Below are 23,268 nucleotides of genomic sequence, written 5' to 3' on the forward strand. Positions count from 1 at the left end.
TATATGAAAACTCATTTACTACGTTTTTCCTTGTTATTTGTTGGTTTTACTGCTGCGCAGACTCTTTATGCAGCCTCCCCAACTCTAGACAAAATCAAGTCCTCTGGCGCCATCACCATGGGTGTGCGCGAGTCTTCTATTCCGATGTCCTATACAACCGGTGATAGCCGCTTTGATGGTTACCACGTTGAGATCTGTCGTATGATTTTGGGCGATATTAAAGACAAGCTAAAGCTCGGTACATTGCGTATTAATTACCAGCCAGTCACTTCACAGAATCGCGTTCCTCTGATGCAAAACGGCACCATCGATATCGAATGCGGAACCACTACTAATAACGTAGCGCGTGCCAAGGATGTTGGTTTTGCTAATACCCTGTATGTTGAAGAAGTACGCATTGCAGTGAAGGCGAATTCCGGAATTAATTCCATCTCTCAGTTGGCTGGGAAAAAAGTGGCGACCACTACAGGCACCACTTCTGTACAGCTGCTGCGCAAACATGAAAAAGCAAATGGCGTTAATTTTGACGAAGTGTTTGGCAAGGATCACGCTGATAGCTTCTTATTGCTGGAGTCTGGCCGTGCTGATGCCTTTGTGATGGATGGTTCGATTTTGGCTGGCAATATTGCCAACTCTAAGAATCCAAAGGATTACAAGATTGTTGGCGAGGTCTTAAGTACAGAGCCGATTGCCATTATGGTTCCTAAAAATGACCCAGAATTTAAGGCTGCAGTGAATGAAGCTATTGCCAAGATTGTGAAGAATGGCAATATGCCTAAGCTCTGGAACAAGTGGTTCTTGTCACCAATTCCACCAAAAAATATCGTAGTTGGCCTTGAATTATCTCCAGCGACCAAAAATGCTTGGGCTAATCCGAATGACAAGCCTGCAGAAGACTATCAGAAGAAATAATGGCATTAGATTTAGGTGTCTTTTGTAAGAACACCTTAGATGGTGAGGTAGTTGAGCACTGCTTTTCTGCTGTCTTTGGCTTGGCTCAAAATGCTGACCCCAGTTATTTAGATTGGTTGCTGAAAGCTTGGGGTTGGACCTTAGCGGTAGCTGGCTTGGGGCTGACGATTGCTTTGATTCTAGGTGCTGTTATGGGCACCCTGCGTACGCTCCCAGATGGCGGTAGATTAAGTAGATGGCTTGTTCGCCTCTCAACAGCTTGGGTTGAACTGTTCAGAAATATTCCCATTCTGGTTCAGGTGTTTCTCTGGTATCACGTCATCCCTGCGTTTGTATTGCCTTTAAAAGCTTTGCCCTCCTATTGGCTCGTCAGTATTGCCCTGGGCTTCTTTACTTCTGCACGTATTGCAGAACAGGTGAGGGCCGGTATTCAGGCGCTTCCTAGTGGGCAGAGAATGGCAGCCACTGCTTTAGGGCTTACTACTTCACAAAGTTATCGTTATGTGATTTTGCCGATGGCATTACGCATTGTGATGCCACCACTCACTTCAGAGAGCATGAATCTGATTAAGAATTCTTCAGTCGCTTTTGCGGTCTCCGTACCTGAGTTAACACTATTTGCAATGCAAGCTCAAGAAGAAACTTCGCATGGTGTGGAAATCTATTTAGCGGTGACATTGTTATATGCTGCTTCAGCATTTGCAGTGAATCGTGTGATGGCGGCTATTGAAAAAAGGACGCGCATACCGGGATTTATTGCAGCCTCTAATGATGCGGTGGTGCACTAAATGCTTAGTCTGGATCTGAGCTTTTATAACTGGGAACTCTTTACCAGTTACATTCTGAAGGGCTTACTCTTTAGCGTGCAATTGACGGTGATTGCGACATTAGGTGGAATTGTTTTTGGTACGTTCTTAGCCCTCATGCGCTTATCTGGTAAGCCTACACTGGTTTACCCAGCCACTTTTTATATCAACACTATGCGCTCCATTCCGCTGGTGATGGTGATTTTGTGGTTCTTCTTATTAATTCCGATGTTGATAGGCCGCCCCATTGGTGCCGATCTATCAGCGACCATTACTTTTATAGCGTTCGAGGCGGCTTTCTTTTCGGAGATCGTGCGCGCAGGTATTCAGTCGGTACCGAAGGGGCAAGCTTATGCTGCAGAAGCACTAGGCATGACCTATGGGCAAAACATGCGCTTAATTATTTTGCCGCAAGCTTTCAGAAATATGATTCCTGTTTTTATGACACAAACGATTATCCTATTTCAGGACACTTCATTGGTTTATGCCATTGGCGCTTATGACTTACTCAAGGGCTTTGAGATTGCCGGCAAAAATTATGGACGCCCTATTGAGACTTATATTTTGGCGGCGTTTACCTATTTCATTATTTGCTTTTCGCTTTCTAAAGTGGTGCGTAAGATTCATACCAAAGTCGCCATCATTCGTTAACTATTAATTGTGAATTGATAAAACCCAGATGATTGAACTTCGCAATGTCTCTAAGTGGTATGGATCCTTTCAGGTGCTGACGGATTGCAGTTCATCTATTCGCAAAGGTGAGGTTGTCGTTATTTGCGGACCATCTGGTTCAGGTAAGTCCACCTTGATAAAAACAATTAATGCTTTAGAGCCTTTTCAGCAAGGTGAAATCACTGTTGATGGTGTGCCATTGCATGATCCCAAAACAAATCTACCGCAATTGCGCGCAAGGGTGGGGATGGTATTTCAGCACTTCGAACTGTTCCCACATTTGAGTGTGACTGAGAATTTAACGCTAGCCCAAATGAAGGTCTTGGGGCGTTCCGCTGATGAGGCCAATAAACATGGGCTTAAGTATCTAGAGCGAGTGGGATTGCTGGCGCAAAAAGATAAATTTCCGGGCCAGTTATCAGGTGGTCAACAGCAGCGGGTTGCCATTGCCAGGGCTTTAAGTATGGATCCCATCGTGATGTTGTTTGACGAGCCTACTTCTGCTTTAGATCCAGAAATGGTGGGTGAAGTTTTAGATGTGATGGTCAAACTTGCTAATGAAGGGATGACCATGTGTTGCGTCACCCATGAAATGGGCTTTGCCAGAAAAGTGAGTCATCGGGTGATCTTTATGGATCAAGGGCGCATTGTTGAGGACTGTAGTAAAGCCGAATTCTTTGACCACCCAGAAGCTCGCTCACCAAGGGCAAAAGAGTTTCTATCAAAAATATTGGCTAACTAATCAGTTAATTAGCTTGCTGCTTGGGCTTAGGCCGCTTTCCGGTTTGAGCCGTTAATTCCATCTCTTTGCCTTTGCGCAGAATAGTGAGCTTGGCATCATTGCCTGGACTAATTTGAGCAATTTGATTGAGTAGGCTACGCACATCATTGATCGGCTTTCCGTTGACTGCAATCAGCACATCTCCAGGTTTCACGCCCCCGCGTGCCGCTGGGCCACCCTCTAGAACGCCAGACAATAGAACGCCCTGAGTGTTGCCAGGCAACCCCAGAGACTCTGAGAGCTCTTTTGTGAGGTTTTGTGGCTCAACCCCGATCCAACCCCTGGTCACGCTGCCATTAGCCAGGATGGATTCCATAATTTGCTTGGCTAGGTTAATGGGGATGGCAAATCCGATACCCATAGAGCCACCATTATTAGAGTAGATGGCAGTGTTAATTCCGATGAGATTGCCGCGTGTATCAATCAGTGCACCCCCTGAATTTCCGGGATTAATTGCCGCATCTGTTTGAATAAAGTTTTCAAAGGTATTGATGCCTATATGGTCACGACCTAAGGCAGAAACAATTCCAGAGGTCACTGTTTGGCCAACGCCAAATGGATTGCCGATTGCGAGAACAACATCACCAACATGCACGGATTCAACTTTGCCTAGGGTGATTGGAGTTGGTAGTTGTTTCGCTTCAATTTTTAAAACAGCAATATCAGTTTCTGGATCGCTTCCAATGACTTGCGCTTTAACCTTACGTCCATCAGATAGGGCAACATCAATGTCATCTGCATCGCTAATGACGTGATGATTGGTCAATATATAGCCTTCTGGGCTTACTAAAACACCAGATCCCAAGCTGGAGCTCGGCTCCTCTTCCGGAGGTTGATCTCCAAAAAAGAATTTAAACAATGGATCCCCAGACTTTGGGTCGGCGCCTTTGCGAGACTTGGGTTTTCCTGAGGTTTTGCTAGTAAAGATATTGACGACCGCAGGCATTGAGCGCTTCACAGCATCGTGATACGAGCCGGGGCTAAGTTGACCGTCGTAGCTGCTTTCCTTCAGTGAAACAGTGTCCACTAAAGAGCCCACTCTGGATTCTGAAAGCCATTCCGGCTTCAAGGTAGCAACAATAAACAAGGCCGCCAACATCACAGTGACGGCTTGCGCAAATAAGAGCCAATATTTTTGAAGAGAGGAGTTCATGGAAGGGTGTTTTATTTTCGGGTCTGTTGAATCAGAAAATCTTCTAATGCTTTGATGGGCTCAGGATCATTAAATAACAGCGCTTTAGATTTCGCAATCTTACCTCTATAAGAGTTCAGTAGTTTTGGATTCTGAATTAACTCTACTACTAAATGAACATAGTCGCCGACAGATCTACAAACCAAGTCTTCAAGACCAATACGAGTGAGGATTGCGCTAGCAAGCCGACCACGCATTCTGGCACCTTCTATAGTTACCACTGGCAGATCGCACGCTATTGCTTGCAGGGCTGTATTAAATCCTGAAAACCCAATGGTATCTAAATACAAGTCTGCTTTCTGGATAAGACCATGAAACTCTTCCTTCTTGAGAAAGGGAATAAAGCACAAAAATTGATTGGCATCGAGCTGCGCATTTGCAAAAGCAAGCTGTAAACGTTCTTTCAGAATTGCCGTGAGGTTTGCTTCAAAGTTAAAGAAGATGAATTGGCATTGACCAAGACTTTTCGCAATCTCAATAAATACAAAGTCATAGCTAGGATTGTATTTTGAGGGCGATCCAGGGCACAACAGGATAGGCTGAGACGGATCAATACCAAGACTCTCTAGATTCGGGCTTTGCGCTACAAGGTCTTGATACTCAACATTGGTGCCTAGGTTTGGAAGCTGGATTATTTCTTCGCTGTAAAGACTATTGGCATTATCTGGCTCGAGCAGCTCGGCCGATAGAAAGGCGTCGATCGTAGGGATACCAGTGGTATCTGGGTGACCCCAGCTGACTGCTTGCAGTGGTGCTAATCGCAAGCAGGCTAGCGCCTTACTTACGGTATCCATCCCAATCTCGGGATACAGAATGACATCTAGGTTTTGATTGGCAATAATCTGGGCAGCAGCAAGAACATCGGTTCCACAGTTGCTGTAGCTTGCTGCCCTCGATTTAGCTAGTTGAGTTTCTTCATCTTCTACACCGTTGGTATTGAAGATATGTAGCTCAAATAGATCTGGGTTTAGGTGGTTTACCCATCCCTTGGTAATGGCCTGCCAAACGGGGTGACTGCAAATAAAGCTGCTAATAATCCCAACGCGTATCTTGGAGTTGGCTTGAGTGGAAACACTTTGCTTTGTATCCAATCGATCTTGTAAAGACCGAGCTAAGTCAGCGCAAATTTCCCCAAATTGCGACAGGAGGGGTTTGTTGTCATCGTCTTGATAAGCCAGGTAGAACGGGTGACGGGCAATCAACTTTTGGAGGAGTGTAGGATCGATTTTTTGCTGAAGCATTGCGCTTACAAATTCCAGTTGCTGAGTAAATGTGCGCCTAGAATTAATCAACTCTTCTTCACTTTTTGCGACCTTGGGTATCTGCGCGATAGTTAAAGCAATGTGAGCTTCTATATCAGCTGGATGCAACTCTAGTGATTTTGCGTAATAGGTTTTTGCCAGATCACCATCGCCACTATCGTAGTAAATATCCCCCAGTAAGTAAAAAGTTTTAGCGTTATTAGGATTAATCTTCAGTGCGTGTTGATAGCAGTCAATAGCCGCTTCATATTGCTTACATTTTTTTAGACTGTTACCAAAATTCAGACATGCATCAAGATAGTTTGGATTAATTTGTAATGCTCGTTCAAAGCATTGAAAGGCATCATCGTAGTGTTCTATTTGAGTGAATGCATTTCCCAGATTATTGTAGGCAACTGCAAAGTGGGGATTGGCTTGAATTGCACTCTCTAATAAAGCGATCGCTTTATCGATCTTACCCATTTCAAGCAAGAGGACACCTTGATTGCTCATGGCTTCAGCGTAGTTGGGCCGCAAGGCTATTGCGCGCTCATAGGCCTTATTTGCCTCATCATTTTTGCCTAAACCCTTTAATGCGTTACCGCGATTATTGTGAGTTTCTGGAATATTTGAGTCGCACTGAATTGCTAAATTAAAAAATTGCAGCGCTTCTGCATACTCAAAAAGTGCGTTATGTATTAAACCTAAGTTACTCAATGTTTGTGCGGAACCGGGAGCAAGTTGATTTGCTCGGTTTAAAAAGTCTAGTGCACTTGAATAATGTTGTTTTTGATATGAGCGGATACCTAAAAGATTGAGAAAATCGGCATTATTTTCATCCAGTTGATGCGCTTGCAAAAAAAGTTTATCCGCTTCCGCTAACTTTCCTTGTTGGAGCAATCTCAAGCCATTTTGAAAAATGAGTTGAGATTGCTCCCGTGCTTCTTGATGGGAATGATTGGACAAATTATTTTTTTAGACTGTCACGAATTTCACGGAGCAACACTACTTCTTCTGGAACCGGCGGAGGAGGGGGTGCATCCATGAGGCGAATCTTGTTGACTACTTTGACCATCTGGAAGATGACAAAGGCCAAAAGGATGAAATTGATGGAAATAGTGATGAAATTGCCGTAGGCAAAGATGGGCACTCCGGCTTTTTTGAGGGCATCAAAGGTTCTAGGTACACCCTCTGGAATATGTCCCAGGACAATAAATAGGTTAGTAAAGTCGATATGACCCCCCAAAAGAGTGGAAATAACAGGCATTACGATGTCATTTACCAAGGAATCCACGATTTTCCCAAAGGCGCCGCCAATAATGACACCCACCGCCAAATCGATCACATTGCCCTTTACGGCAAAGTCCCGAAACTCCTTTAAAACGCTCATAAATCCCCTCCTTTTGATTTAGATCCTGATTAACCCGAGATTAACCCCATAACTTTCTTGCTTACCCCACTTTTTACTTTAAAATCCTACCTTTAAGCAATTTCCACCCATAAATACCCTTTTTAGGAATTTTGTAAATGAGTGACAAGCCCTGTATGGACAAGGATCGCCGTAACTGGTTGATCGCCACATCGGCGGTTGGTGGCGTAGGTGCAGCCGCAGCCCTTTACCCTTTTGTAGACAGTTTTGAGCCTTCTGAGCGTGCAAAAGCCGCTGGAGCTGCTGTTGAAATCGATATCTCTGGTATGCAGCCAGATGAAATGAGAATGGTGGAGTGGCGCGGTAAGCCTGTTTGGGTAGTTCGTCGGACGCCTGAGCAAGTCGCTGAGTTGTCCAAAATTGATAATGAATTAGCTGATCCGAATTCATTGCGTGACCCATCCCAATTCACACCTCCTTATGCCCAGAATCAGTGGCGTTCTATCAAGCCTGAGTACCTGGTGGTGGTTGGTATTTGCACCCACTTGGGATGCTCTCCTAATGCTAAGTTTGAGGCCGGTCCTCAGCCATCCTTACCAAACACTTGGCCAGGCGGCTTCCTTTGCCCATGCCATGGTTCCACATTTGATATGGCAGGCCGTGTATTTAAGAACAAACCAGCCCCAGATAACCTTGAAGTGCCGCCACACATGTATTTGAGCGACACCAAGATTCTGGTTGGCGAAGATAAGAAGGCCTAAGGAGAGATAAATGGCATTCCACGAAAAAGAAGTTCCAGCAGACGCTTCTGCAGCCCAAAAGCTAATGGCTTGGGTTGACTCACGTCTACCTGTAACAGAAGCATTTAAGCGTCATATGAGCGAGTACTACGCTCCAAAAAATCTGAATTTTTTCTATATTTTTGGCGCATTAGCAATCGTAGTGTTGGTAAATCAGATACTTACCGGTATTTTCTTGACCATGAACTACAAGCCTGATGCTGCGAAGGCTTTTGAGTCAGTTGAATACATCATGCGTGAAGTTCCATGGGGCTGGGTGATTCGCTATATGCACTCCACTGGCGCCTCTATGTTCTTTGTGGTGGTTTATATGCATATGTTCCGTGGTTTGATCTACGGCTCTTATCGCAAACCTCGTGAACTCATTTGGATCTTCGGTTGCGCAATTTTCTTGTGTTTGATGGGTGAAGCATTCTTCGGTTACTTGCTCCCATGGGGTCAAATGTCCTATTGGGGTGCTCAAGTGATTGTGAACTTGTTCTCTGCAATTCCATTCATTGGCCCAGATCTATCTTTATGGCTGCGTGGCGACTATGTTGTAGGCGATGCAACCCTTAATCGCTTCTTCGCATTCCACGTGATTGCAATTCCATTGGTATTGGTTGGCTTGGTTGCAGCCCATATTTTGGCTCTGCATGAAGTAGGTTCAAACAATCCAGATGGCGTTGAAATTAAAGAGAACTTAGATGCGAATGGCCATCCAGTTGATGGCATCCCATTCCATCCTTATTACAGCGTGCATGATGTAATGTATCTGGGTGGATTCCTGATGGTGTTTGCGTGTATTGTGTTCTTTGCGCCGGAGATGGGCGGTTACTTCCTCGAAGCAAATAACTTTGTTCCTGCGAACCCATTCCAAACACCTCCGCACATTGCTCCGGTTTGGTATTTCACACCGTTCTACTCAATGTTGCGTGCAACTACAACGAACTTCTTGCTGCCTTTATGGATCTTCTTGGCAGTCATTCTCGGAATGTTTGCTCTGAAGACTAAAAATCTCAAGGTGAAGGGCGCATGTGCTGCAATCGCTCTCGTATTGGCGGCTGGCTTCTACTTATTTGATGCTAAGTTCTGGGGTGTTGTGATCATGGGCGGTTCTGTTGTGATCATGTTCTTCTTGCCTTGGCTTGATCACTCACCAGTGAAATCTATCCGCTATCGCCCAGATTTCCATAAGTATATTTATGGTGTATTTGTGGTGAGTTTTGTGATCTTGGGTTACTTAGGTATTCAGCCACCATCACCAGTATTTGAAAAGATTTCTCAGGTATGCACTATTTATTATCTGGGCTTCTTCTTAGGAATGCCGTTCTGGAGCACGCTTGGTAAATTTAAGCCAGTTCCAACACGCGTTACTTTTAAGTCCCATTAATTCACGCCTGAGATACTGGCAAAGAGAACTTAGGAATTAGTATGAAACAAATTCTGCAAACTTTGATGGGCGTCTGCCAAGTAACAGTATTGGTTGCGGCCCTGAGCTTTGGCGTGAATGCCAATGCAAATGAAGGCGGCTTTCCTTTGGATCAAGCCCCCAACCGCGTTAGTAACAATGCCTCATTGCAAAACGGTGCAAAGTTATTTGTGAACTACTGCTTGAACTGCCATGCAGCCGCAAGTATGCGTTACAACCGTTTGCGCGATATTGGTTTGACCGATCAACAAATCAAAGACAACCTCATTTTGACTGATGCCAAAGTGGGTGATTTGATGACCATCTCGATGACACCAAAAGAAGCTAAAGCTTGGTTTGGTAAGACTCCGCCTGACTTATCAGTTGAGGCTCGTGCTCGTGGAGCGGACTGGCTTTATACCTACTTCCGTACTTTTTATAAAGATGACACGACCCAAACTGGTTGGAATAATTTGGTCTACCCTAAAGTTGGTATGCCACACGTTCTCTGGCAGTTACAGGGTGAGCGTGCTGCGAAGTTTGAGGAGCATAAAGATCCGCATGACCCAAGCAGAACAGAGGAAGTTTTTGTTGGGTTTGAGCAGTTAACTCCCGGCAAAATGAGCATACAAGAGTATGACGACAATATCGCTGACTTGGTTGCGTTCATGTCATGGATGGCTGAGCCAGTTCAGTTGGAGCGTAAGCGTCTTGGTGTAGTGGTCCTCTTATTCTTGGCAATCTTTACCCTGTTGGCTTGGCGTTTAAATAAGGCCTATTGGAAAGATATTCACTAATTGAATTTGATGGGTCCTGAGGCTAGGGCCCATTAGTGAAAAGATTTAACGCTGTTGTGCGTTTGTTGTATTGAAGTAGAAATTTAAGGAAATAAATTTATGATGGTGTTGTACTCGGGTACTAACTGCCCATTCTCGCAACGCTGCCGTTTGGTGCTTTTTGAAAAAGGCATGGATTTTGAAATCCGCGATGTCGACTTGTTCAATAAGCCTGAAGATATTTCGGTAATGAACCCTTACGGCCAAGTGCCTATCTTGGTTGAACGTGACCTAATTTTGTACGAGTCAAACATCATTAATGAATATATTGATGAGCGTTTTCCTCACCCACAATTAATGCCGCCTGATCCAGTAGCACGCGCACGCGCACGCCTCTTCCTCTTCAATTTCGAGAAAGAATTGTTTGTACACGTAGCTGCCCTGGAAAACGAAAAAGGTAAGGCTGCTGAAAAGACTCACGAAAAAGCACGTTTAGCGATTCGTGATCGTTTGACTCAGTTGGCGCCGATTTTTGTTAAAAACAAATACATGTTGGGTGATGAGTTCTCTATGCTGGATGTTGCGATTGCACCATTGTTATGGCGTCTTGAGCACTATGGCATCGATCTCTCTCGCAATGCAGCAGCCTTGCTGAAATACGCTGAGCGTATTTTTAGCAGACCTGCGTACATCGAGGCTTTGACTCCTTCTGAGAAGGTAATGCGCCGCTAAGCATTTCTAGCGGTACATGACTCGTCGGCATGTCTGACATTCCAAGCAATAAACCATATCTAATCCGTGCTCTACATCAATGGTGCACGGATTTTGGTTTTACGCCCTTCATAGCAGTTTTTGTGGATGCTAGGGTAGAAGTGCCCATGGAGTTTGTGAAGAACGATGAGATCGTCCTAAATCTTTCCCTGGAGGCATGTCATCAACTGGCGATAGAAAACGATTGGATAAGCTTCCAAGCGAGATTTGGTGGTATTCCAAGAAAGATCATGGTCCCAGTCACCCATGTACTTGCAATCTACGCCAGGGAAAATGGGCAAGGGATGTCTTTCCCATTTGATCCAGATCAGGCCCGTGATCTTCATATTGCGGATTCTGAAGATCAGACCCCTGAAAAGCCTAAAACTACGAGACCATCCTTGAAGATTGTGAAATAGGATAAAATATATCCCGTTGCCCCTTTAGCTCATCTGGTAGAGCAACTGATTTGTAATCAGTAGGTGGTCTGTTCGAGTCGGACAAGGGGCACCAAGCATTTGAAAGCTTCTAAGTTAATCGCTTAGAAGCTTTTTTCTTTGGCACTTTAATTACAGATGTAGATTTGTTTTTCTGGTTTCTGGCAGATACAGAAGGGCCACAATAGCTGCGCTTGCTAAAAATAAAGTGGGATACCACAGTCCGGCGCTGTCGCTTTGCCAACGTTGATTTAACCAAGTAACGATTAAAGGAAGTAGGCCACCAATCCATCCGGCAGCTAAATTATGGGGAAGGGTTGCTGCACTGTTTCTGGTTTTAGCAGGAAATAGTTCCGCTAACATGGCAGTCTGAGGGCCGACCACTAAAGCAAGTGCTAGAGATAAGCTGATAAGTAGTGAGCCTATCAAAATAAGATTGAAAGTGTCGGCTGGGTTGTTGAGATATTTCATGCCGATATTCTTGAGCAGATGAAACGCCGGCAGAATAAATGCCGCACCTAAGAATAGTCCGCAAACAACTACTGGTTTACGACCAATCTTGTCCGACAACCAACCAGCAAAAATAGTGAGTGGAAATAAGGCTAGAGTCGCATAAATGCTGAGTTGATCAACTAACTCGGGCGCCAGCTTCACAGAGGTTTTTAAAAAAATCGCTGTATAGACTTGTACGCAAAAGAAAAGTACTGCCCCGCCAGCTGAGATACAGAAGAAAAGCAAAAACATGCGTTTGCGAGTTTGCGGGTCGCGGAAGTTATTGAGTAGTGGACTTGCAGATTGTTGATGGGATTTACTCAGCTCTAAAAAAACAGGTGTTTCTTCTAAAGCTATGCGCGCTTTGAATGCAATGAGCAATAGCGCAATCGAAATCCAAAACGGCACACGCCAACCCCAGGATTGAAATTCTTCTGGTGACAACTGACTTCTGAGTAATGCAATTTGCAAGGTGGAGAACAGAATGCCAAGAGGGCCCATGAGTTGGAGGAAGCTAGTCTTAAATCCCCTGCGCTCATTGCCAGCATGTTCGGTGAGGTAGACGGCACTGCCGCCGATTTCACCGCCGGCAGAGAGTCCTTGAAGTAAGCGTAAGGCAACCAGCAGAATGGGCGCCCAAATGCCTACTTGGGCATAAGTAGGTAAAAAGCCAACGCTCACTGTTGCTATCCCCATCAATGCAATGGTGATCATGAAAACCGGTTTACGGCCGATCCGATCGCCCATAGAGCCAAATAGGGCAGCTCCAATGGGTCTGACTACCATTCCAACGCCAAAAGTCGCCAGGCTCGCTAAAAGGGCTGTATTGGGGTCTGTTGAGGGAAAGAAGAGCGGGGCAAAAACCACTGCCAAGGTTGCAAATGTCAGGAAGTCATACCACTCTAAAAAGGTTCCAAAACAGGCTGCAATAGCAACTTTTCGATAGGAATGAGAATTCTGATATGACATTAAGTTATTGATTATATTAAGTTTATTTTATTTAGATAATATATTTGTTGCGTAGCAGCAAAAACTTCTTGATTTGTCATATTCCTTCAGTTACAGTTTGATGGTGCAGTGCAATATTTAAGGTATCAACAGTTTTCCATCTCTTAAATCGTGCGCTTAATTGACTAGTTGTACCACTTAATTTCTGGAGAAATACATGAACCAAGATCAAATCACCGCTAAATTGTCCCAAATTAATAGCAAGGGCCTTGAGGCTACATTTTCTTTGAGCGAAGCTGCTTTGGAAAATGCTCAAAAATTGGCTGAACTGAACTACGCTGCTTCCAAAGATGTTTTGGTTAATGCTCAAGACGGTATTCAGCAAGTTTTGACAGCGAAAGATCCTAAGCAAGTTACTGAGATGCTAAATGCAGAAACTTTGCAATCAGCTGGCAACCAAGCTGTTGCATACCAAAAGAAAGTTAGCAAAGTATTGCGTGATAGCAATAAAGAATTTGTAAACGTAGTTGATGCAAGCATTGACCAGTTGCAAGATGGTTTCCAAGATTGGATCAACACTGTTGCTGCTAATGCACCTGCTGGCTCAGAAACTTTCTTGTCTTCATTCAAGACTGTATACGGTAGCGCATTGCAAGGTTTTGAACAGTTCCGCGCTGCTAGCAAAGAAGCTTTTGCTACTGCAGAGAAAACTGCTGAACAAGCAATCGAAACTGTACAAGGTCAAATCGCTCAAGTTAAAAAAGCTGCTACACCTGCATCACGTAGCCGCAAATCTGCTTAATTGGTTGCTGACTTAGAGTATTGATTAAGTAGTCGGTATTAAAAAACCTCGCTTGGTGCAAACTAAGCGAGGTTTTTGTTTGTCTACATTATTCGAAATCAGATGAAGACTCAATCAGGGGTGGAGATAGATTCTTGCTGGGCTTCACGCCTAGTTCACGAACCTTTTCGGCTGAGCGGATGAGATTGCCTTTACCGGTTTTTAATTTGCTGAATGCATCGTGGTAGCTAGTTTGCGCTTGATCTAATCGTTGGCCAAGCTTTTCTAGATCATCTACAAAGCCTACAAACTTATCGTAAAGGTTGCCACATTGTTTTGCGATTTCTAATGCATTACGATTTTGATGATCCTGTCGCCAGAGATGGGCAACTGTTCGTAATGTTGCCATGAGAGTGCTTGGGCATACCAATACAATATTTTTCGCCAGAGCTTCTTGATACAGATTGGGCGCAGTCTTTAATGCGAGTAAGAATGCAGGCTCTATCGGTACAAACATTAAAACAAAGTCTACTGAACCCACTCCATAAAGCGAGCTATAGTTCTTTCCAGATAAGCCTTGGATATGTTGTCGCAAAGACTGTATATGTGCAGCCAGTTCTTGCTCTGCAACCGCGGAGTCAGTAGTTTCGGCATGACGGGCATAGGCCGTTATGGATACTTTGCTATCAACAACCAGACTTCTGCCTTCAGGTAGCTTAATGACGACGTCAGGCTGTAGGCGTGAGCCATCAACTTGCGTGCGGCTGTCTTGCACAAGATACTCTTCACCCTTGCGTAGACCAGAGGATTCCAGGATGGACTCTAATACCAACTCTCCCCAATTACCTTGAACCTTAGAGTCGCCTTTTAATGCCTGGGTTAAAGAGCGCGTTTCATCTGACATGCGCAGATTGAGATTAGCCAAGCGCTCGATTTCACTTTTAAGCGCATGGCGCTCACGAGCTTCATTGCCATAAGAAGTGCTGACTTGCTCTTTAAATTCAGTGAGTTTGGTTTGCAGTGGCTTTAATAGCGCATCCAGGCTAGCAGTATTTTGTTCGGTAAAACGCTTTGACTTGTCTTCTAGAATTTCGTTAGCTAAATTTTTGAACTGATTTGTCAGAGCTTCTTTTGCTTCATTGAGCGATTCAATTCTGCCAAGACCTTGTTTGCGTTCAGAGTCTAACTCTGCCTCTAAGCGAATCGCATTTTGTAGCGCTTGGTCACGCTCGGTGCGCAAGCTGAGGGCTAATGCAAGCTCTGTTTGGGCTTGCAGCTCAACGCGAGCAAGGGTGGAGCGTAGGTTTAAGGCATAAACTAAAAGGCCTGCACAAACTCCAAATGGCAGGCCAAATAATAGAAGAGAGCTTAAATCAAAGGTCACAGCGTCAAAGTCTCAGCGAAAAACTTGATTAAGCTTTAACGAGTTTTTGAAGTTCACCAGACTGGAACATTTCGGTCATGATGTCAGAGCCACCAATAAATTCACCATTGATATAAAGCTGGGGAATCGTTGGCCAATTTGCAAACTCTTTAATGCCTTGACGAATTCCAGCATCTTCAAGGACGTTCACGGTATGGAGTTTTTCAACACCACTAGCGCGCAAGATATTAATGGCGTTTCCAGAAAAACCACACTGTGGAAACTGCGCAGTTCCCTTCATGAATAACACCACTGGATGGCTAGTAACGATTTCTTTAATTTGAGCTTGTGAGTCCATATATTCTTTCTACTAAGTTTCTACTGAGGTAGTCTTATTGCAAAGACGGTTTGAAAATAAGGTTTTATCGATTTTAAGACTTAATATGAAAAAAGGTTATTTCAACCTATTTTCTGCCCGAGGCGACGCGGTAATGGCCGCCTAAATCCAAATGTATTTGGATATCCTGAAAACCAGCTTGCTGCATGAGGGCTACAACCGCTTCTGATTGGTCAAATCCATGCTCAACGGCAAGCAGGCCATTGGGATTGAGATGGTATTTGGCGCCTAAAATAATGGTTTCTAAGCAGGTAAGTCCGTTGCCATGATCAGTTAAGGCAGAAATCGGCTCAAAGCGCAGGTCACCTTGGTTTAGATGTGAATCTTGGGATGTGATGTACGGCGGATTACTCAGAATGATGTCAAAAGAAGCTCTGGCTTCGATCGCTTCATACCAGCTTCCCTGAAAAAACTGTACTCGAGTCTCAATATTCAATAGCTTGGCATTTATTTTGGCAATTTCTAGCGCTTCTATGGATTGATCAGTTGCAGTAAGTTGTGCATTTGGAGCATCATGCGCAATTGCCAAAGCAATCGCACCCGAGCCCGTCCCTAAATCCAGAATTTTGGTCGGAGCATTCAAGCGCTTGATTTCACGCAAACCAATTTCTACTAAGAGCTCAGTTTCGGGGCGCGGTATCAGCACTCCAGGAGCAACATAAAGCTCAATATTGTGAAAGCCTCTTTTGCCAATCAGATAGGCAATTGGCTCACCTTGAATTCTCCTAGATTCGAGTATTTTCCACTCTTCAAGCGCCTTAGCATTGAGCTCTAGATCATCTCGGGAAAGCAAAGCAGAGCGTGGAAGTTGGTAATGCTTTTCAAGGACATAGGCCATTAGAATTTTTGCCTCAGCAGGGACTAGTGCTGAATCCCTTAATAGAGAGCGTAGGCTCAAATTCTGATTCACGGCTTGCGTGATCACTTAACTATCACCAAGGGCAGCAAGTAACTCTGCTTGATGTTCAGATGCAAGCGCATTACACAGATCATCGATATCGCCATCCATCATGGCATCAATTTTATAAAGAGTGAGATTGATGCGGTGGTCGGTGATGCGGCCTTGTGGGAAGTTGTAGGTGCGAATGCGATCGCTGCGATCGCCCGATCCAACCAGCGACTTCCTAGTCTGCGCCTCAAGTTGATGTTTCTCGCGCTCTCTAGCATCCATGATGCGAGAAACCAATACCTTCATGGCTTGTTCACGATTGCGGTGTTGGCTGCGATCGTCTTGGCACTCAACTACGGTGCCTGTTGGCAGGTGAGTAATGCGGACTGCAGAATCCGTTTTATTAATATGCTGACCACCAGCACCTGAGGCGCGGAAGGTATCAATACGCAACTCTGCGGGATTAATTTTGACCGCCTCCAGTTCATCTGCTTCTGGCATGACTGCCACAGTACAGGCTGATGTATGAATGCGACCCTGCGTTTCGGTTTGTGGAACACGCTGTACGCGATGACCACCAGATTCAAACTTGAGTCGTGAGTAAACAGACTGACCGACGAGGCGAAGAACAACTTCTTTGTATCCACCCAAATCAGATTCAGCAGCGCTGACCATTTCTACTTTCCAGCCTTGGCGTTCAGCGAAGCGGCTATACATGCGTAGTAGATCACCAGCAAAGAGTGCGCTCTCGTCACCACCGGTGCCGGCACGAATCTCTAAGAAAACATTGCGATCATCATTTTCATCTTTAGGAAGCAGGAGCTTTTGTAATGTGCCTGCAAGCTCTTCCATCGTAGCCAAAGCCTGCTTCTGCTCATCATCGGCAAAGTCCTTCATTTCAGGATCTTTGCGCATTTCCTCTGCTGCTTGGGCATCCGCCTCGGCTTGCTTATAAAGGCCAAACTGCTCTACTACAGTAGCGATATCGGAATGTTCACGCGTGAGCTTCCGATAAGCATCCATGTCTTTGGTTGCTTCTTCGGAGGTTAATAAGGAGTTAAGTTCGGCTAAGCGCGTGTCTAGGTGGTCTAGCTTAGCCCGCATGCTGGGCTTCATCTAATGGTCTTCTGGCTTGGAATGCGAGGCGAATAGTTTGGGCAACAACTTAATCAAGGCGTCACGCTCAGCGCCATTAGAGTGTTGCAATGCATGGAGTGAGCCATGCAGAAATTTATTGGTTAGGCCTTGTGCCATGGCATTGAGCACTTCCTGTGGATCATCGCCACGCATCAAGCGTTTCATTGCGCGCTCAAGTTCAAGTTGACGTAAACGTTCACCTTGCTGCTGAATATCCTGAATCAGTGGAACCGCATTACGGCCTTGCATCCAATGCATAAAGTTACCAACACGATCTTCGATGATCGCTTCAGCTTGGCTTACTGCCGCTTGACGTAAGTTGGCACCAGTCTGAATCATCTTTCCTAAGTCGTCAACGGTGTAAAGATAGATGTCATCCAGCCTAGAGATTTCAGGTTCAAAATCTCGCGGTACTGCCAAATCAATCATCACCATTGGTTTATGGCGACGCTGTTTTAGAGCACTCTCCACCATGCCCAGACCAATGATGGGCAGGGATGAGGCGGTACTAGAAACAATAATGTCGAACTCATGTAGTCGTCCTGGGAGCTCCGATAGCTTGAAGGATTCGGCTTCAACGTCTTGCGAGGAAATGGAGTCTGCGAGCTCTTGACCGCGCTCTATCGTGCGGTTAGCAATCGCTACATTCTTCGGTTTGCGCGCAACAAAATGCGTTGCGCATAAAGTAATCATCTCACCGGCACCAATGAACAAAATCTTTTGATCTGCAATTTTTTCAAAGATACGTTCTGAGAGACGAACAGAAGCTGCAGCCATCGAAATAGAGTGTGCACCGATTTCAGTAGAGCCGCGCACTTCTTTAGCGACTGCAAATGTTTTCTGGAAAAGTTGATTGAGATAGGTTCCCAATACACCAGCATCGTTTGCAGTGCGAACCGCATCTTTCATTTGACCTAAGATTTGTGTTTCACCAATTACCATGGAATCTAAACCACACGCAACTCTGAAAGCGTGTCGCACTGCATCTGATTGCGGTAACGAGTAAATGTGAGGCTCAAGACTGCTTGGTGCAAGCTGTTGAGTTTTGGCCAGCCAATCGAAAGTAGCTTCATGCAAAAGACCTGCGGCGCTGGCATCATTTGCAGCACAGTAGACCTCGGTGCGGTTGCAGGTTGACAAAATCGTAGCTTCGGGCAGCCCGGCCTGATTCGCGCCAACTAAATGTTGGCGAAGATCGTGCAACGCTTCTTGAAGAAATTCAGGGTCAAAGGCGACCTTTTCCCGAATGGCGACCGGCGCTGTGTGATGATTGATGCCGAGTGTCAACAACTTCATAATGGTAATTATAGATTTGATGGCAGCATTAATGGGGGTATCAATGGGGTTTTTGGCTTTTCTGGTGATTGGGGGTGTTTCTGGGGTGTCAGCCTGGATTTTTTACCCCGGAGCTTCTGACGGGGTCAAGCCCGGTAGGATTCTGATTGCCTTCTTACTAGGATTTATTGCGGCGGCTGTTAGCTCGTATGCAGGGCAATACTGGGATCTTTTCCAATCAGGGCAAATCCTCGAGTGGGCCAGCGCTATTTTTGCTGCCTGTGCGGTGGGGTGTATTTTTACTGCTTTAGCTAAATAAGTTGGTCTGATTGTTCTCCACCCATTGAATGGGCGAGCCCTTTTGTTCAATCAGCCATTGATTTGCTTTGGTGAAGTGACTGCAGCTGGCCTTGCCTCCAGGCTCCAAAAAAGGCTTATCCGTCTTGTATACGCCAAGTCCAGATGGATGGGAGGATTGCAATATCAAGGGATTCTGACCGCCTTCAATGAGAGGCAGTTTAGATTGGGCATGACCACCCCATAGCATCCAGAGTAAATGTGGTCTTGTTTTGGATAAAGCGCTGATTAAATGATCAATCAAGCTTTTCCATCCGAGACTTGTATGGCTGCCAGCCTCACCCAATTTGACGCTCAAAGCAGTATTGAGAAGTAGCACCCCTTGCTCGGCCCAATTGTGTAGATCACCGTTTGGTAAAGGGCCAAAACCTTCTAACGCCAATGCTTTACTGATATTCCGTAGTGAGCTGGGAAATTCTCTTGAATTGACTGCAATCTCAGCGGGAATAGAAAAGGCCAGTCCTTGAGCCAGCCCTGGTGAGTGGTAGGGGTCTTGACCCAAGATCACCACCTTTACAGAATTAACAGGACAAAGTTTGAGGGCTTTAAAAAAGTTCTGAGGTTCTGGTCGAACAACTTCAGCATCAAGAGCAGTCTGCAAATTTTTTTCTAGTGAGCGCCAATCTACTGACTCGAAATAATTTCCCAGTAATTCTCGCCAATCTTTTGGGATGTCATCTTTTGAAAATAGTGCTTTCAATTTCGATTAGACATCTTTCTTAGGTGTCAGCTCATATTGCACAGGTAGCTCGGCAGATTGTATTGAAACCATACGCTCATGCTCTAGATCATCGCGAAAGAAAGTAATGCGAGTATGCGAGTTTTCAGACAGGCTACCTAGGATTCTGTCCCAGCGGGCGGCAGTGACACGCTGCCCATCAATACTGGCTAGTAAATCACCGGCTGATAGGCCTGCTGCTTGAGCAATCCCGCCATCAAGCACATGGGTAACCTTAAGCCAGCCATTGGCATCTGTATGGCGCATTCCAAACTGTAGCTTGAGTTTTTCAAGCGTAGATTGAGATTTTGTTTTTACAGAAATGAGATTTGAGCTAATCCATTTTTGCAGAGGAATATCTTCTGTACCAAAAATATAGCGAGCCTTCATTTCATTCCAGATTTTGCTAAAGCCATTACCTAGTAATTCAAAAATCAAATCATCTAGTCCGTCTTCTGTAATGCCGTCCAAGGTGACGCCATGCTTATTCCAAAGTAGGCGCATGAGGTCATCTAGAGACTGTTTATTTTTAGTGAATGCCCGAATCTGTAAATCAAGACCAAGCGCAACTAAGGCGCCTTTACCGTAGTAGCTGACAACCGTGTTTGGGGTGTTCTCATCTGCTTGGTAATACTTGGTCCAGGCATCAAAAGAGCTGTCAGCTAGGCTTTGCTTATGGCGCCCAGGACCGCGCAAGATCACGTTCCAGTTATCCGCAACGAGTTTTAGATAAGTCTTGAGGTCAATTCGTTTACTACGCAGCAGTTGGAGATCGTCGTAGTAACTGGTGAAGCCTTCAAACACCCACAGTAAGCGAGTGTGATTACGTTTGGCCAGATCATACGGTTGAAAGGCTTTTGGCTGAATACGCTTAACCAGCCATGCGTGAAAATACTCGTGACTACACAAGCCCAAAAATTCTCTATATGCAGATTCTTCAAAGAGAATATTTTCTTGGGGAATTTGATCGCGCCTGCAGAGTAGTGCAGTGCTATTACGATGCTCAAGGCCACCATAGCCATTTAATACCGCATTGACTAAGAAAAGATATTCACTAAAAGGGGCACGCTTAGATTTTGGCTCAAAGAGATCAATAGTGCTGGTGCAGATTGCTTGTAAATCTTGTACAAGGCGTTTGGCGTCAACAATATGGTTACAGCCCTGTATTGCCATGCGGTGTGTCACACCATTTGACTTCCAGTGCACCAGTTGGAACTCGCCCATGGCTACAGGGTGATCCAATAAATCATCATAATTTTGCGCCAGATAAAAACCAAACCCACGCTCATCTGTCTTGGCCGCTCTCAAGGTGGTTTGAACTGTCCAGTGATCCGCAAAGGCAAGTTCTGGCGCCGTGATAGCGAGTGAGCAAGGTAAATGCTCTTGCCCTTTGACGGCTAGACATAGGCTGGTAGCGTTAAAGAAGGCGCGCTCGGTATCTAGATAAGCGGCCCGCACTGAAGAATCAAAAGCATAAACAGTGCTGAGCACCTCTATCGGACCATTGCATGGTGGTAAGCGCCAATGGTCATTATCAATCCGTTCGAGCGTTATTTTTCTCTTAGCGCCTTCTACTGAAAATGCTTCAATTGACTCAACATGTTTGCTGAAATCACGAATTAAATAACTTCCTGGAATCCAGGTCGGCATTTGAAGTACCTGACCATCAGAATCAGGGTTGGCAATATGCAACTTGACGCGATAGCGATGGCCATGCAGGTCTGCCGGCCAGACCGTATATTGAATTTCGGGTAAGTCGGCATGGTTCATGATATTTATTTCAGAGAGCTAAATTTCTTTTCGATATCAGTAATTTGTACCGCGCCAGGGAAGCGACTGCCATCCGTGAAGAATAAAGTCGGCGTGCCCGTGATTCCATAGGTCTTTGCGAAAGCCATATTTTTATCTAGTGGTGTGCTGCACTCCCCCTTGCCGCTAGGTGCAATGCCATTCACCATCCAGTCAATATACGTCTTATAGGGATCAGAAGAACACCAAATTTGCTTGGACTTTTGCGCAGAATCCGGCGACAAGATTGGAATTAGATACGTGTAGATGGTGACGTTATCAAGCTGCTGTAGGGATTTCTCTAGACGCTTGCAATAGCCACAGTTTGGATCGGAGAAGACTGCTAGCTGGCGACTACCATTGCCACGAACATTTTTAATTGCGTTGGCAGTCGTCAATTCACTCCATTTAATGCGGTTTAAGTCTGCTTGTCTTTGCTCGGTAATATTTTTACCGGATGCGAGCTCAATGATTTCTCCTTGAATCAGGTACTTCCCCGAGGTATCGGTATAAAAAATATCATTGCCAACTAGTACTTCATAAAGGCCGGAAATTGGAGCTGGTGAAACACTTTTCACTTTGGCATTGGTGCCTAACTTCTTTTGGATCTCAGTCTTCAATTGCTGTTCTTGTTGTGCATGAAGTGGGGTAGTGCAAATCAGGGCGGCGCCAATGAATGCAATCGCAGATAACAATTTATTCAAAATCAATCTCTCCTAAAGCGCGTTCAATTAAGCGCTGTTTTATAAAGTGGCTTTTATTTACAAGACCTAAGCCCCAGTTACGGAGCTGGCGTTCAGTACTGCTGCTTGCAGAAAATAATTTCTTGAGTTTATCGGTCACCCATAAGAGTGCACTAGTGTCGCCTTGACGTTGTCGTTCGTAGCGCCTTAGTAATACCAGGTCACTAGGTGAGCGGAACGATTCACGCTTGCCCAAAATATTCAGTAGTACCGCAACATCTCGAAGCCCCAGATTCAGGCCTTGCCCAGCTAGTGGATGCATGACATGGGCGGCATCACCAATGAGCACAACCTTCGGAGAGGAGTCTGGCCCGATAAATCGTTTGGCTCGAATCTTTCTTAAAGGGAACGCTGCTGGTACTGAGTTCAGAGTCAGCGCACCTAATTGTTTGGCAATTGCACCATGAGCAATCGAGGAGAATTGATCTAGCCATTGCGCTTGATCTAGCTTTAATAAATCAGCTGCATGTTCTGGGGAAGTAGACCAAACCATCGATACTTGTTTTCCTGGCAAGGGCAACATGGCAACAATATCGCCGCCCGGCAAAAACCATTGGAAGGCAGTTTCTAAATGGGGATAGTCACAAAGCCAATTGGCAACCACTGCACTTTGTGAATAACTTTCTTCACTCGCGCTAATACCCAATTCATGACGAATCGGTGAGTTGGCGCCGTCAGCTGCAATCACGAGTTGCGCACGAATGCACCCACCATTTTTTAAATGTAGGGTACTTCCATCTGTATCTACTAGAATTTTTTCCACAACATCATTGATGCGTTCTAACTTATTCTGAAAACGCGAAGCTTGATCGATGGTGTGCTCAATTAAATTGGCTTCTCCAATCCAGGCAAGTTGTGGAGTGCCCGCTTCAAATGCAGAAAGATGGAGTTGATCATTTTTTTCGCCTCGATCACCGTAGATGCGCATATCTCGGACTGCTTGCAGGCGACTGTGATCAATTGCATCCCAAATGTGCAAATGAGCCAGTAATTTTTGGGTGCTTGGAGAAAAAGCATAGATTCTTTGGCCCCATTGAGCGCCTTGCGGACTTGGGACGTTTTCTCCTAAATCGGGGGCAATTTCAATGGTTTGTAAGCCAAGCTGGGCTAGACCTAGGGCGCAAGCCTTGCCAGTAATGCCTCCGCCGACCACAACAACGTCTACTGTGCGGATTTGGGTGGAATGGGCGGGGGACTTGGGCACGTGATTTGGGTGAACTTCTGACATAACTCGATGATATCGAAACCAGCCCC

General features: G+C 45.2%; 24 protein-coding genes and 1 tRNA gene. 12 read left to right on the forward strand and 13 right to left on the reverse strand.

What is annotated here, in order from left to right:
* Positions 1 to 3: 3 nt before the first annotated feature.
* The 4 genes from ICN44_RS07350 to ICN44_RS07365 are packed head-to-tail and all read left to right on the forward strand — an operon-like array spanning position 4 to position 3,132.
* Positions 4 to 912 (forward strand): amino acid ABC transporter substrate-binding protein, encoded by a 909-nt coding sequence (locus tag ICN44_RS07350; protein ID WP_216263320.1) that lies wholly within the window; start codon positions 4 to 6, stop codon positions 910 to 912.
* A complete protein-coding gene (locus ICN44_RS07355) occupies positions 912 to 1,700 on the forward strand; it encodes an amino acid ABC transporter permease (RefSeq protein WP_216263321.1) in 789 nt (262 codons plus the stop codon). The genes ICN44_RS07350 and ICN44_RS07355 overlap by 1 nt, the downstream gene beginning before the upstream one ends.
* Entirely contained in the window at positions 1,701 to 2,369 is a 669-nt protein-coding gene (locus tag ICN44_RS07360; protein WP_216263322.1) for an amino acid ABC transporter permease, read from the forward strand.
* A gap of 28 nt (positions 2,370 to 2,397) precedes the next feature.
* Positions 2,398 to 3,132 carry an amino acid ABC transporter ATP-binding protein gene (locus ICN44_RS07365; RefSeq protein WP_216263323.1) on the forward strand — a complete coding sequence of 245 codons (735 nt, stop codon included), beginning with the start codon at positions 2,398 to 2,400 and terminating at the stop codon, positions 3,130 to 3,132.
* Between the two features lie 4 nt (positions 3,133 to 3,136).
* Here the strand turns inward: ICN44_RS07365 and ICN44_RS07370 are convergent, their stop codons facing one another.
* From ICN44_RS07370 to mscL, 3 genes are read right to left on the reverse strand one after another with little or no spacing between them, the layout of a single operon-like run.
* On the reverse strand, positions 3,137 to 4,324 hold the full coding sequence (locus ICN44_RS07370; protein WP_216263324.1) for a Do family serine endopeptidase: 1,188 nt from the start codon (positions 4,322 to 4,324) through the stop codon (positions 3,137 to 3,139).
* 11 nt (positions 4,325 to 4,335) lie between these two features.
* Positions 4,336 to 6,570: a tetratricopeptide repeat protein gene (locus tag ICN44_RS07375; RefSeq protein WP_216263325.1), complete on the reverse strand. Its 2,235-nt coding sequence runs from the start codon at positions 6,568 to 6,570 to the stop codon at positions 4,336 to 4,338.
* A gap of 1 nt (position 6,571) precedes the next feature.
* Positions 6,572 to 6,994, reverse strand: a complete 423-nt coding sequence (mscL, locus tag ICN44_RS07380; RefSeq protein ID WP_216263326.1) for a large conductance mechanosensitive channel protein MscL — start codon at positions 6,992 to 6,994, stop codon at positions 6,572 to 6,574.
* A 137-nt stretch (positions 6,995 to 7,131) separates the two neighbouring features.
* On the opposite strand from mscL, the gene petA reads away from it, so the two are divergent.
* The 6 genes from petA to ICN44_RS07410 all read left to right on the forward strand — a co-directional run bounded on the left by petA (position 7,132) and on the right by ICN44_RS07410 (position 11,202).
* On the forward strand, positions 7,132 to 7,734 hold the full coding sequence (gene petA / locus ICN44_RS07385) for a ubiquinol-cytochrome c reductase iron-sulfur subunit (protein ID WP_216263327.1): 603 nt from the start codon (positions 7,132 to 7,134) through the stop codon (positions 7,732 to 7,734).
* Between the two features lie 10 nt (positions 7,735 to 7,744).
* Positions 7,745 to 9,145 carry a cytochrome bc complex cytochrome b subunit gene (locus ICN44_RS07390; protein WP_216263328.1) on the forward strand — a complete coding sequence of 467 codons (1,401 nt, stop codon included), beginning with the start codon at positions 7,745 to 7,747 and terminating at the stop codon, positions 9,143 to 9,145.
* 41 nt (positions 9,146 to 9,186) lie between these two features.
* On the forward strand, positions 9,187 to 9,960 hold the full coding sequence (locus ICN44_RS07395) for a cytochrome c1 (RefSeq protein WP_216263329.1): 774 nt from the start codon (positions 9,187 to 9,189) through the stop codon (positions 9,958 to 9,960).
* A gap of 99 nt (positions 9,961 to 10,059) precedes the next feature.
* Positions 10,060 to 10,671 (forward strand): glutathione S-transferase N-terminal domain-containing protein, encoded by a 612-nt coding sequence (locus ICN44_RS07400; protein ID WP_028819209.1) that lies wholly within the window; start codon positions 10,060 to 10,062, stop codon positions 10,669 to 10,671.
* A gap of 29 nt (positions 10,672 to 10,700) precedes the next feature.
* The gene (locus ICN44_RS07405) at positions 10,701 to 11,108 is read left to right on the forward strand and encodes a ClpXP protease specificity-enhancing factor (RefSeq protein ID WP_216263330.1); all 408 of its coding nucleotides are present in this window, start codon (positions 10,701 to 10,703) and stop codon (positions 11,106 to 11,108) included.
* Positions 11,109 to 11,126: 18 nt separating this feature from the next.
* A tRNA-Thr gene (locus tag ICN44_RS07410) sits at positions 11,127 to 11,202 on the forward strand.
* A 56-nt stretch (positions 11,203 to 11,258) separates the two neighbouring features.
* Here ICN44_RS07410 and ICN44_RS07415 read toward each other — a convergent pair.
* Positions 11,259 to 12,587 (reverse strand): MFS transporter, encoded by a 1,329-nt coding sequence (locus tag ICN44_RS07415; protein WP_216263331.1) that lies wholly within the window; start codon positions 12,585 to 12,587, stop codon positions 11,259 to 11,261.
* 196 nt (positions 12,588 to 12,783) lie between these two features.
* Here ICN44_RS07415 and ICN44_RS07420 point away from each other — a divergent pair, with 196 nt between their 5' ends.
* The gene (locus tag ICN44_RS07420; protein ID WP_216263332.1) at positions 12,784 to 13,368 is read left to right on the forward strand and encodes a phasin family protein; all 585 of its coding nucleotides are present in this window, start codon (positions 12,784 to 12,786) and stop codon (positions 13,366 to 13,368) included.
* Between the two features lie 88 nt (positions 13,369 to 13,456).
* Here ICN44_RS07420 and rmuC read toward each other — a convergent pair whose 3' ends face one another.
* The 5 genes from rmuC to hemA form a co-directional block, all read right to left on the reverse strand.
* A complete protein-coding gene (gene rmuC / locus ICN44_RS07425) occupies positions 13,457 to 14,731 on the reverse strand; it encodes a DNA recombination protein RmuC (RefSeq protein WP_216263333.1) in 1,275 nt (424 codons plus the stop codon).
* A gap of 28 nt (positions 14,732 to 14,759) precedes the next feature.
* Entirely contained in the window at positions 14,760 to 15,068 is a 309-nt protein-coding gene (gene grxD, locus ICN44_RS07430) for a Grx4 family monothiol glutaredoxin (RefSeq protein ID WP_216263334.1), read from the reverse strand.
* A 106-nt stretch (positions 15,069 to 15,174) separates the two neighbouring features.
* Positions 15,175 to 16,032, reverse strand: a complete 858-nt coding sequence (gene prmC / locus ICN44_RS07435; RefSeq protein WP_370624883.1) for a peptide chain release factor N(5)-glutamine methyltransferase — start codon at positions 16,030 to 16,032, stop codon at positions 15,175 to 15,177.
* Positions 16,033 to 17,112: a peptide chain release factor 1 gene (gene prfA, locus ICN44_RS07440; RefSeq protein WP_216263336.1), complete on the reverse strand. Its 1,080-nt coding sequence runs from the start codon at positions 17,110 to 17,112 to the stop codon at positions 16,033 to 16,035.
* Positions 17,113 to 18,429 carry a glutamyl-tRNA reductase gene (gene hemA, locus ICN44_RS07445; RefSeq protein WP_216263337.1) on the reverse strand — a complete coding sequence of 439 codons (1,317 nt, stop codon included), beginning with the start codon at positions 18,427 to 18,429 and terminating at the stop codon, positions 17,113 to 17,115.
* A gap of 1 nt (position 18,430) precedes the next feature.
* Between hemA and ICN44_RS07450 the strand changes: the two genes are divergently transcribed.
* Positions 18,431 to 18,727 carry a hypothetical protein gene (locus ICN44_RS07450; RefSeq protein ID WP_255537489.1) on the forward strand — a complete coding sequence of 99 codons (297 nt, stop codon included), beginning with the start codon at positions 18,431 to 18,433 and terminating at the stop codon, positions 18,725 to 18,727.
* On the opposite strand, the gene ICN44_RS07455 is transcribed toward ICN44_RS07450, so the two are convergent.
* From ICN44_RS07455 to ICN44_RS07470, 4 genes are read right to left on the reverse strand one after another with little or no spacing between them, the layout of a single operon-like run.
* Positions 18,716 to 19,465: a uracil-DNA glycosylase gene (locus ICN44_RS07455; protein WP_216263338.1), complete on the reverse strand. Its 750-nt coding sequence runs from the start codon at positions 19,463 to 19,465 to the stop codon at positions 18,716 to 18,718. The two genes, ICN44_RS07450 and ICN44_RS07455, sit on opposite strands and share 12 nt — an antisense overlap.
* A 6-nt stretch (positions 19,466 to 19,471) precedes the next feature.
* The gene (locus ICN44_RS07460; protein ID WP_216263339.1) at positions 19,472 to 21,253 is read right to left on the reverse strand and encodes a M61 family metallopeptidase; all 1,782 of its coding nucleotides are present in this window, start codon (positions 21,251 to 21,253) and stop codon (positions 19,472 to 19,474) included.
* Positions 21,254 to 21,258: 5 nt separating this feature from the next.
* Positions 21,259 to 21,975 carry a DsbC family protein gene (locus tag ICN44_RS07465; RefSeq protein WP_216263340.1) on the reverse strand — a complete coding sequence of 239 codons (717 nt, stop codon included), beginning with the start codon at positions 21,973 to 21,975 and terminating at the stop codon, positions 21,259 to 21,261.
* The gene (locus ICN44_RS07470) at positions 21,968 to 23,242 is read right to left on the reverse strand and encodes an FAD-dependent monooxygenase (RefSeq protein ID WP_216263341.1); all 1,275 of its coding nucleotides are present in this window, start codon (positions 23,240 to 23,242) and stop codon (positions 21,968 to 21,970) included. The genes ICN44_RS07465 and ICN44_RS07470 overlap by 8 nt, the downstream gene beginning before the upstream one ends.
* Positions 23,243 to 23,268 lie beyond the last annotated feature (26 nt).

It is taken from the genome of Polynucleobacter sp. JS-Fieb-80-E5 (genome assembly GCF_018882015.1).
In the GTDB taxonomy this organism is placed as follows: Bacteria; Pseudomonadota; Gammaproteobacteria; order Burkholderiales; family Burkholderiaceae; genus Polynucleobacter.

Excerpts from the sequence above, each read along its gene's own strand:
- prfA (WP_216263336.1), bottom strand. The coding sequence starts at position 17,112 with ATGAAGCCCAGCATGCGGGCTAAGCTAGACCACCTAGACACGCGCTTA.
- ICN44_RS07405 (WP_216263330.1), top strand. The coding sequence starts at position 10,701 with ATGTCTGACATTCCAAGCAATAAACCATATCTAATCCGTGCTCTACAT.
- ICN44_RS07360 (WP_216263322.1), top strand. The coding sequence starts at position 1,701 with ATGCTTAGTCTGGATCTGAGCTTTTATAACTGGGAACTCTTTACCAGT.
- ICN44_RS07370 (WP_216263324.1), bottom strand. The coding sequence starts at position 4,324 with ATGAACTCCTCTCTTCAAAAATATTGGCTCTTATTTGCGCAAGCCGTC.
- ICN44_RS07390 (WP_216263328.1), top strand. The coding sequence starts at position 7,745 with ATGGCATTCCACGAAAAAGAAGTTCCAGCAGACGCTTCTGCAGCCCAA.
- ICN44_RS07350 (WP_216263320.1), top strand. The coding sequence starts at position 4 with ATGAAAACTCATTTACTACGTTTTTCCTTGTTATTTGTTGGTTTTACT.
- ICN44_RS07400 (WP_028819209.1), top strand. The coding sequence starts at position 10,060 with ATGATGGTGTTGTACTCGGGTACTAACTGCCCATTCTCGCAACGCTGC.
- hemA (WP_216263337.1), bottom strand. The coding sequence starts at position 18,429 with ATGAAGTTGTTGACACTCGGCATCAATCATCACACAGCGCCGGTCGCC.
- ICN44_RS07420 (WP_216263332.1), top strand. The coding sequence starts at position 12,784 with ATGAACCAAGATCAAATCACCGCTAAATTGTCCCAAATTAATAGCAAG.
- grxD (WP_216263334.1), bottom strand. The coding sequence starts at position 15,068 with ATGGACTCACAAGCTCAAATTAAAGAAATCGTTACTAGCCATCCAGTG.
- mscL (WP_216263326.1), bottom strand. The coding sequence starts at position 6,994 with ATGAGCGTTTTAAAGGAGTTTCGGGACTTTGCCGTAAAGGGCAATGTG.
- ICN44_RS07450 (WP_255537489.1), top strand. The coding sequence starts at position 18,431 with ATGGTAATTATAGATTTGATGGCAGCATTAATGGGGGTATCAATGGGG.
- ICN44_RS07460 (WP_216263339.1), bottom strand. The coding sequence starts at position 21,253 with ATGAACCATGCCGACTTACCCGAAATTCAATATACGGTCTGGCCGGCA.
- ICN44_RS07355 (WP_216263321.1), top strand. The coding sequence starts at position 912 with ATGGCATTAGATTTAGGTGTCTTTTGTAAGAACACCTTAGATGGTGAG.
- ICN44_RS07415 (WP_216263331.1), bottom strand. The coding sequence starts at position 12,587 with ATGTCATATCAGAATTCTCATTCCTATCGAAAAGTTGCTATTGCAGCC.
- ICN44_RS07365 (WP_216263323.1), top strand. The coding sequence starts at position 2,398 with ATGATTGAACTTCGCAATGTCTCTAAGTGGTATGGATCCTTTCAGGTG.
- petA (WP_216263327.1), top strand. The coding sequence starts at position 7,132 with ATGAGTGACAAGCCCTGTATGGACAAGGATCGCCGTAACTGGTTGATC.
- ICN44_RS07470 (WP_216263341.1), bottom strand. The coding sequence starts at position 23,242 with ATGTCAGAAGTTCACCCAAATCACGTGCCCAAGTCCCCCGCCCATTCC.
- ICN44_RS07395 (WP_216263329.1), top strand. The coding sequence starts at position 9,187 with ATGAAACAAATTCTGCAAACTTTGATGGGCGTCTGCCAAGTAACAGTA.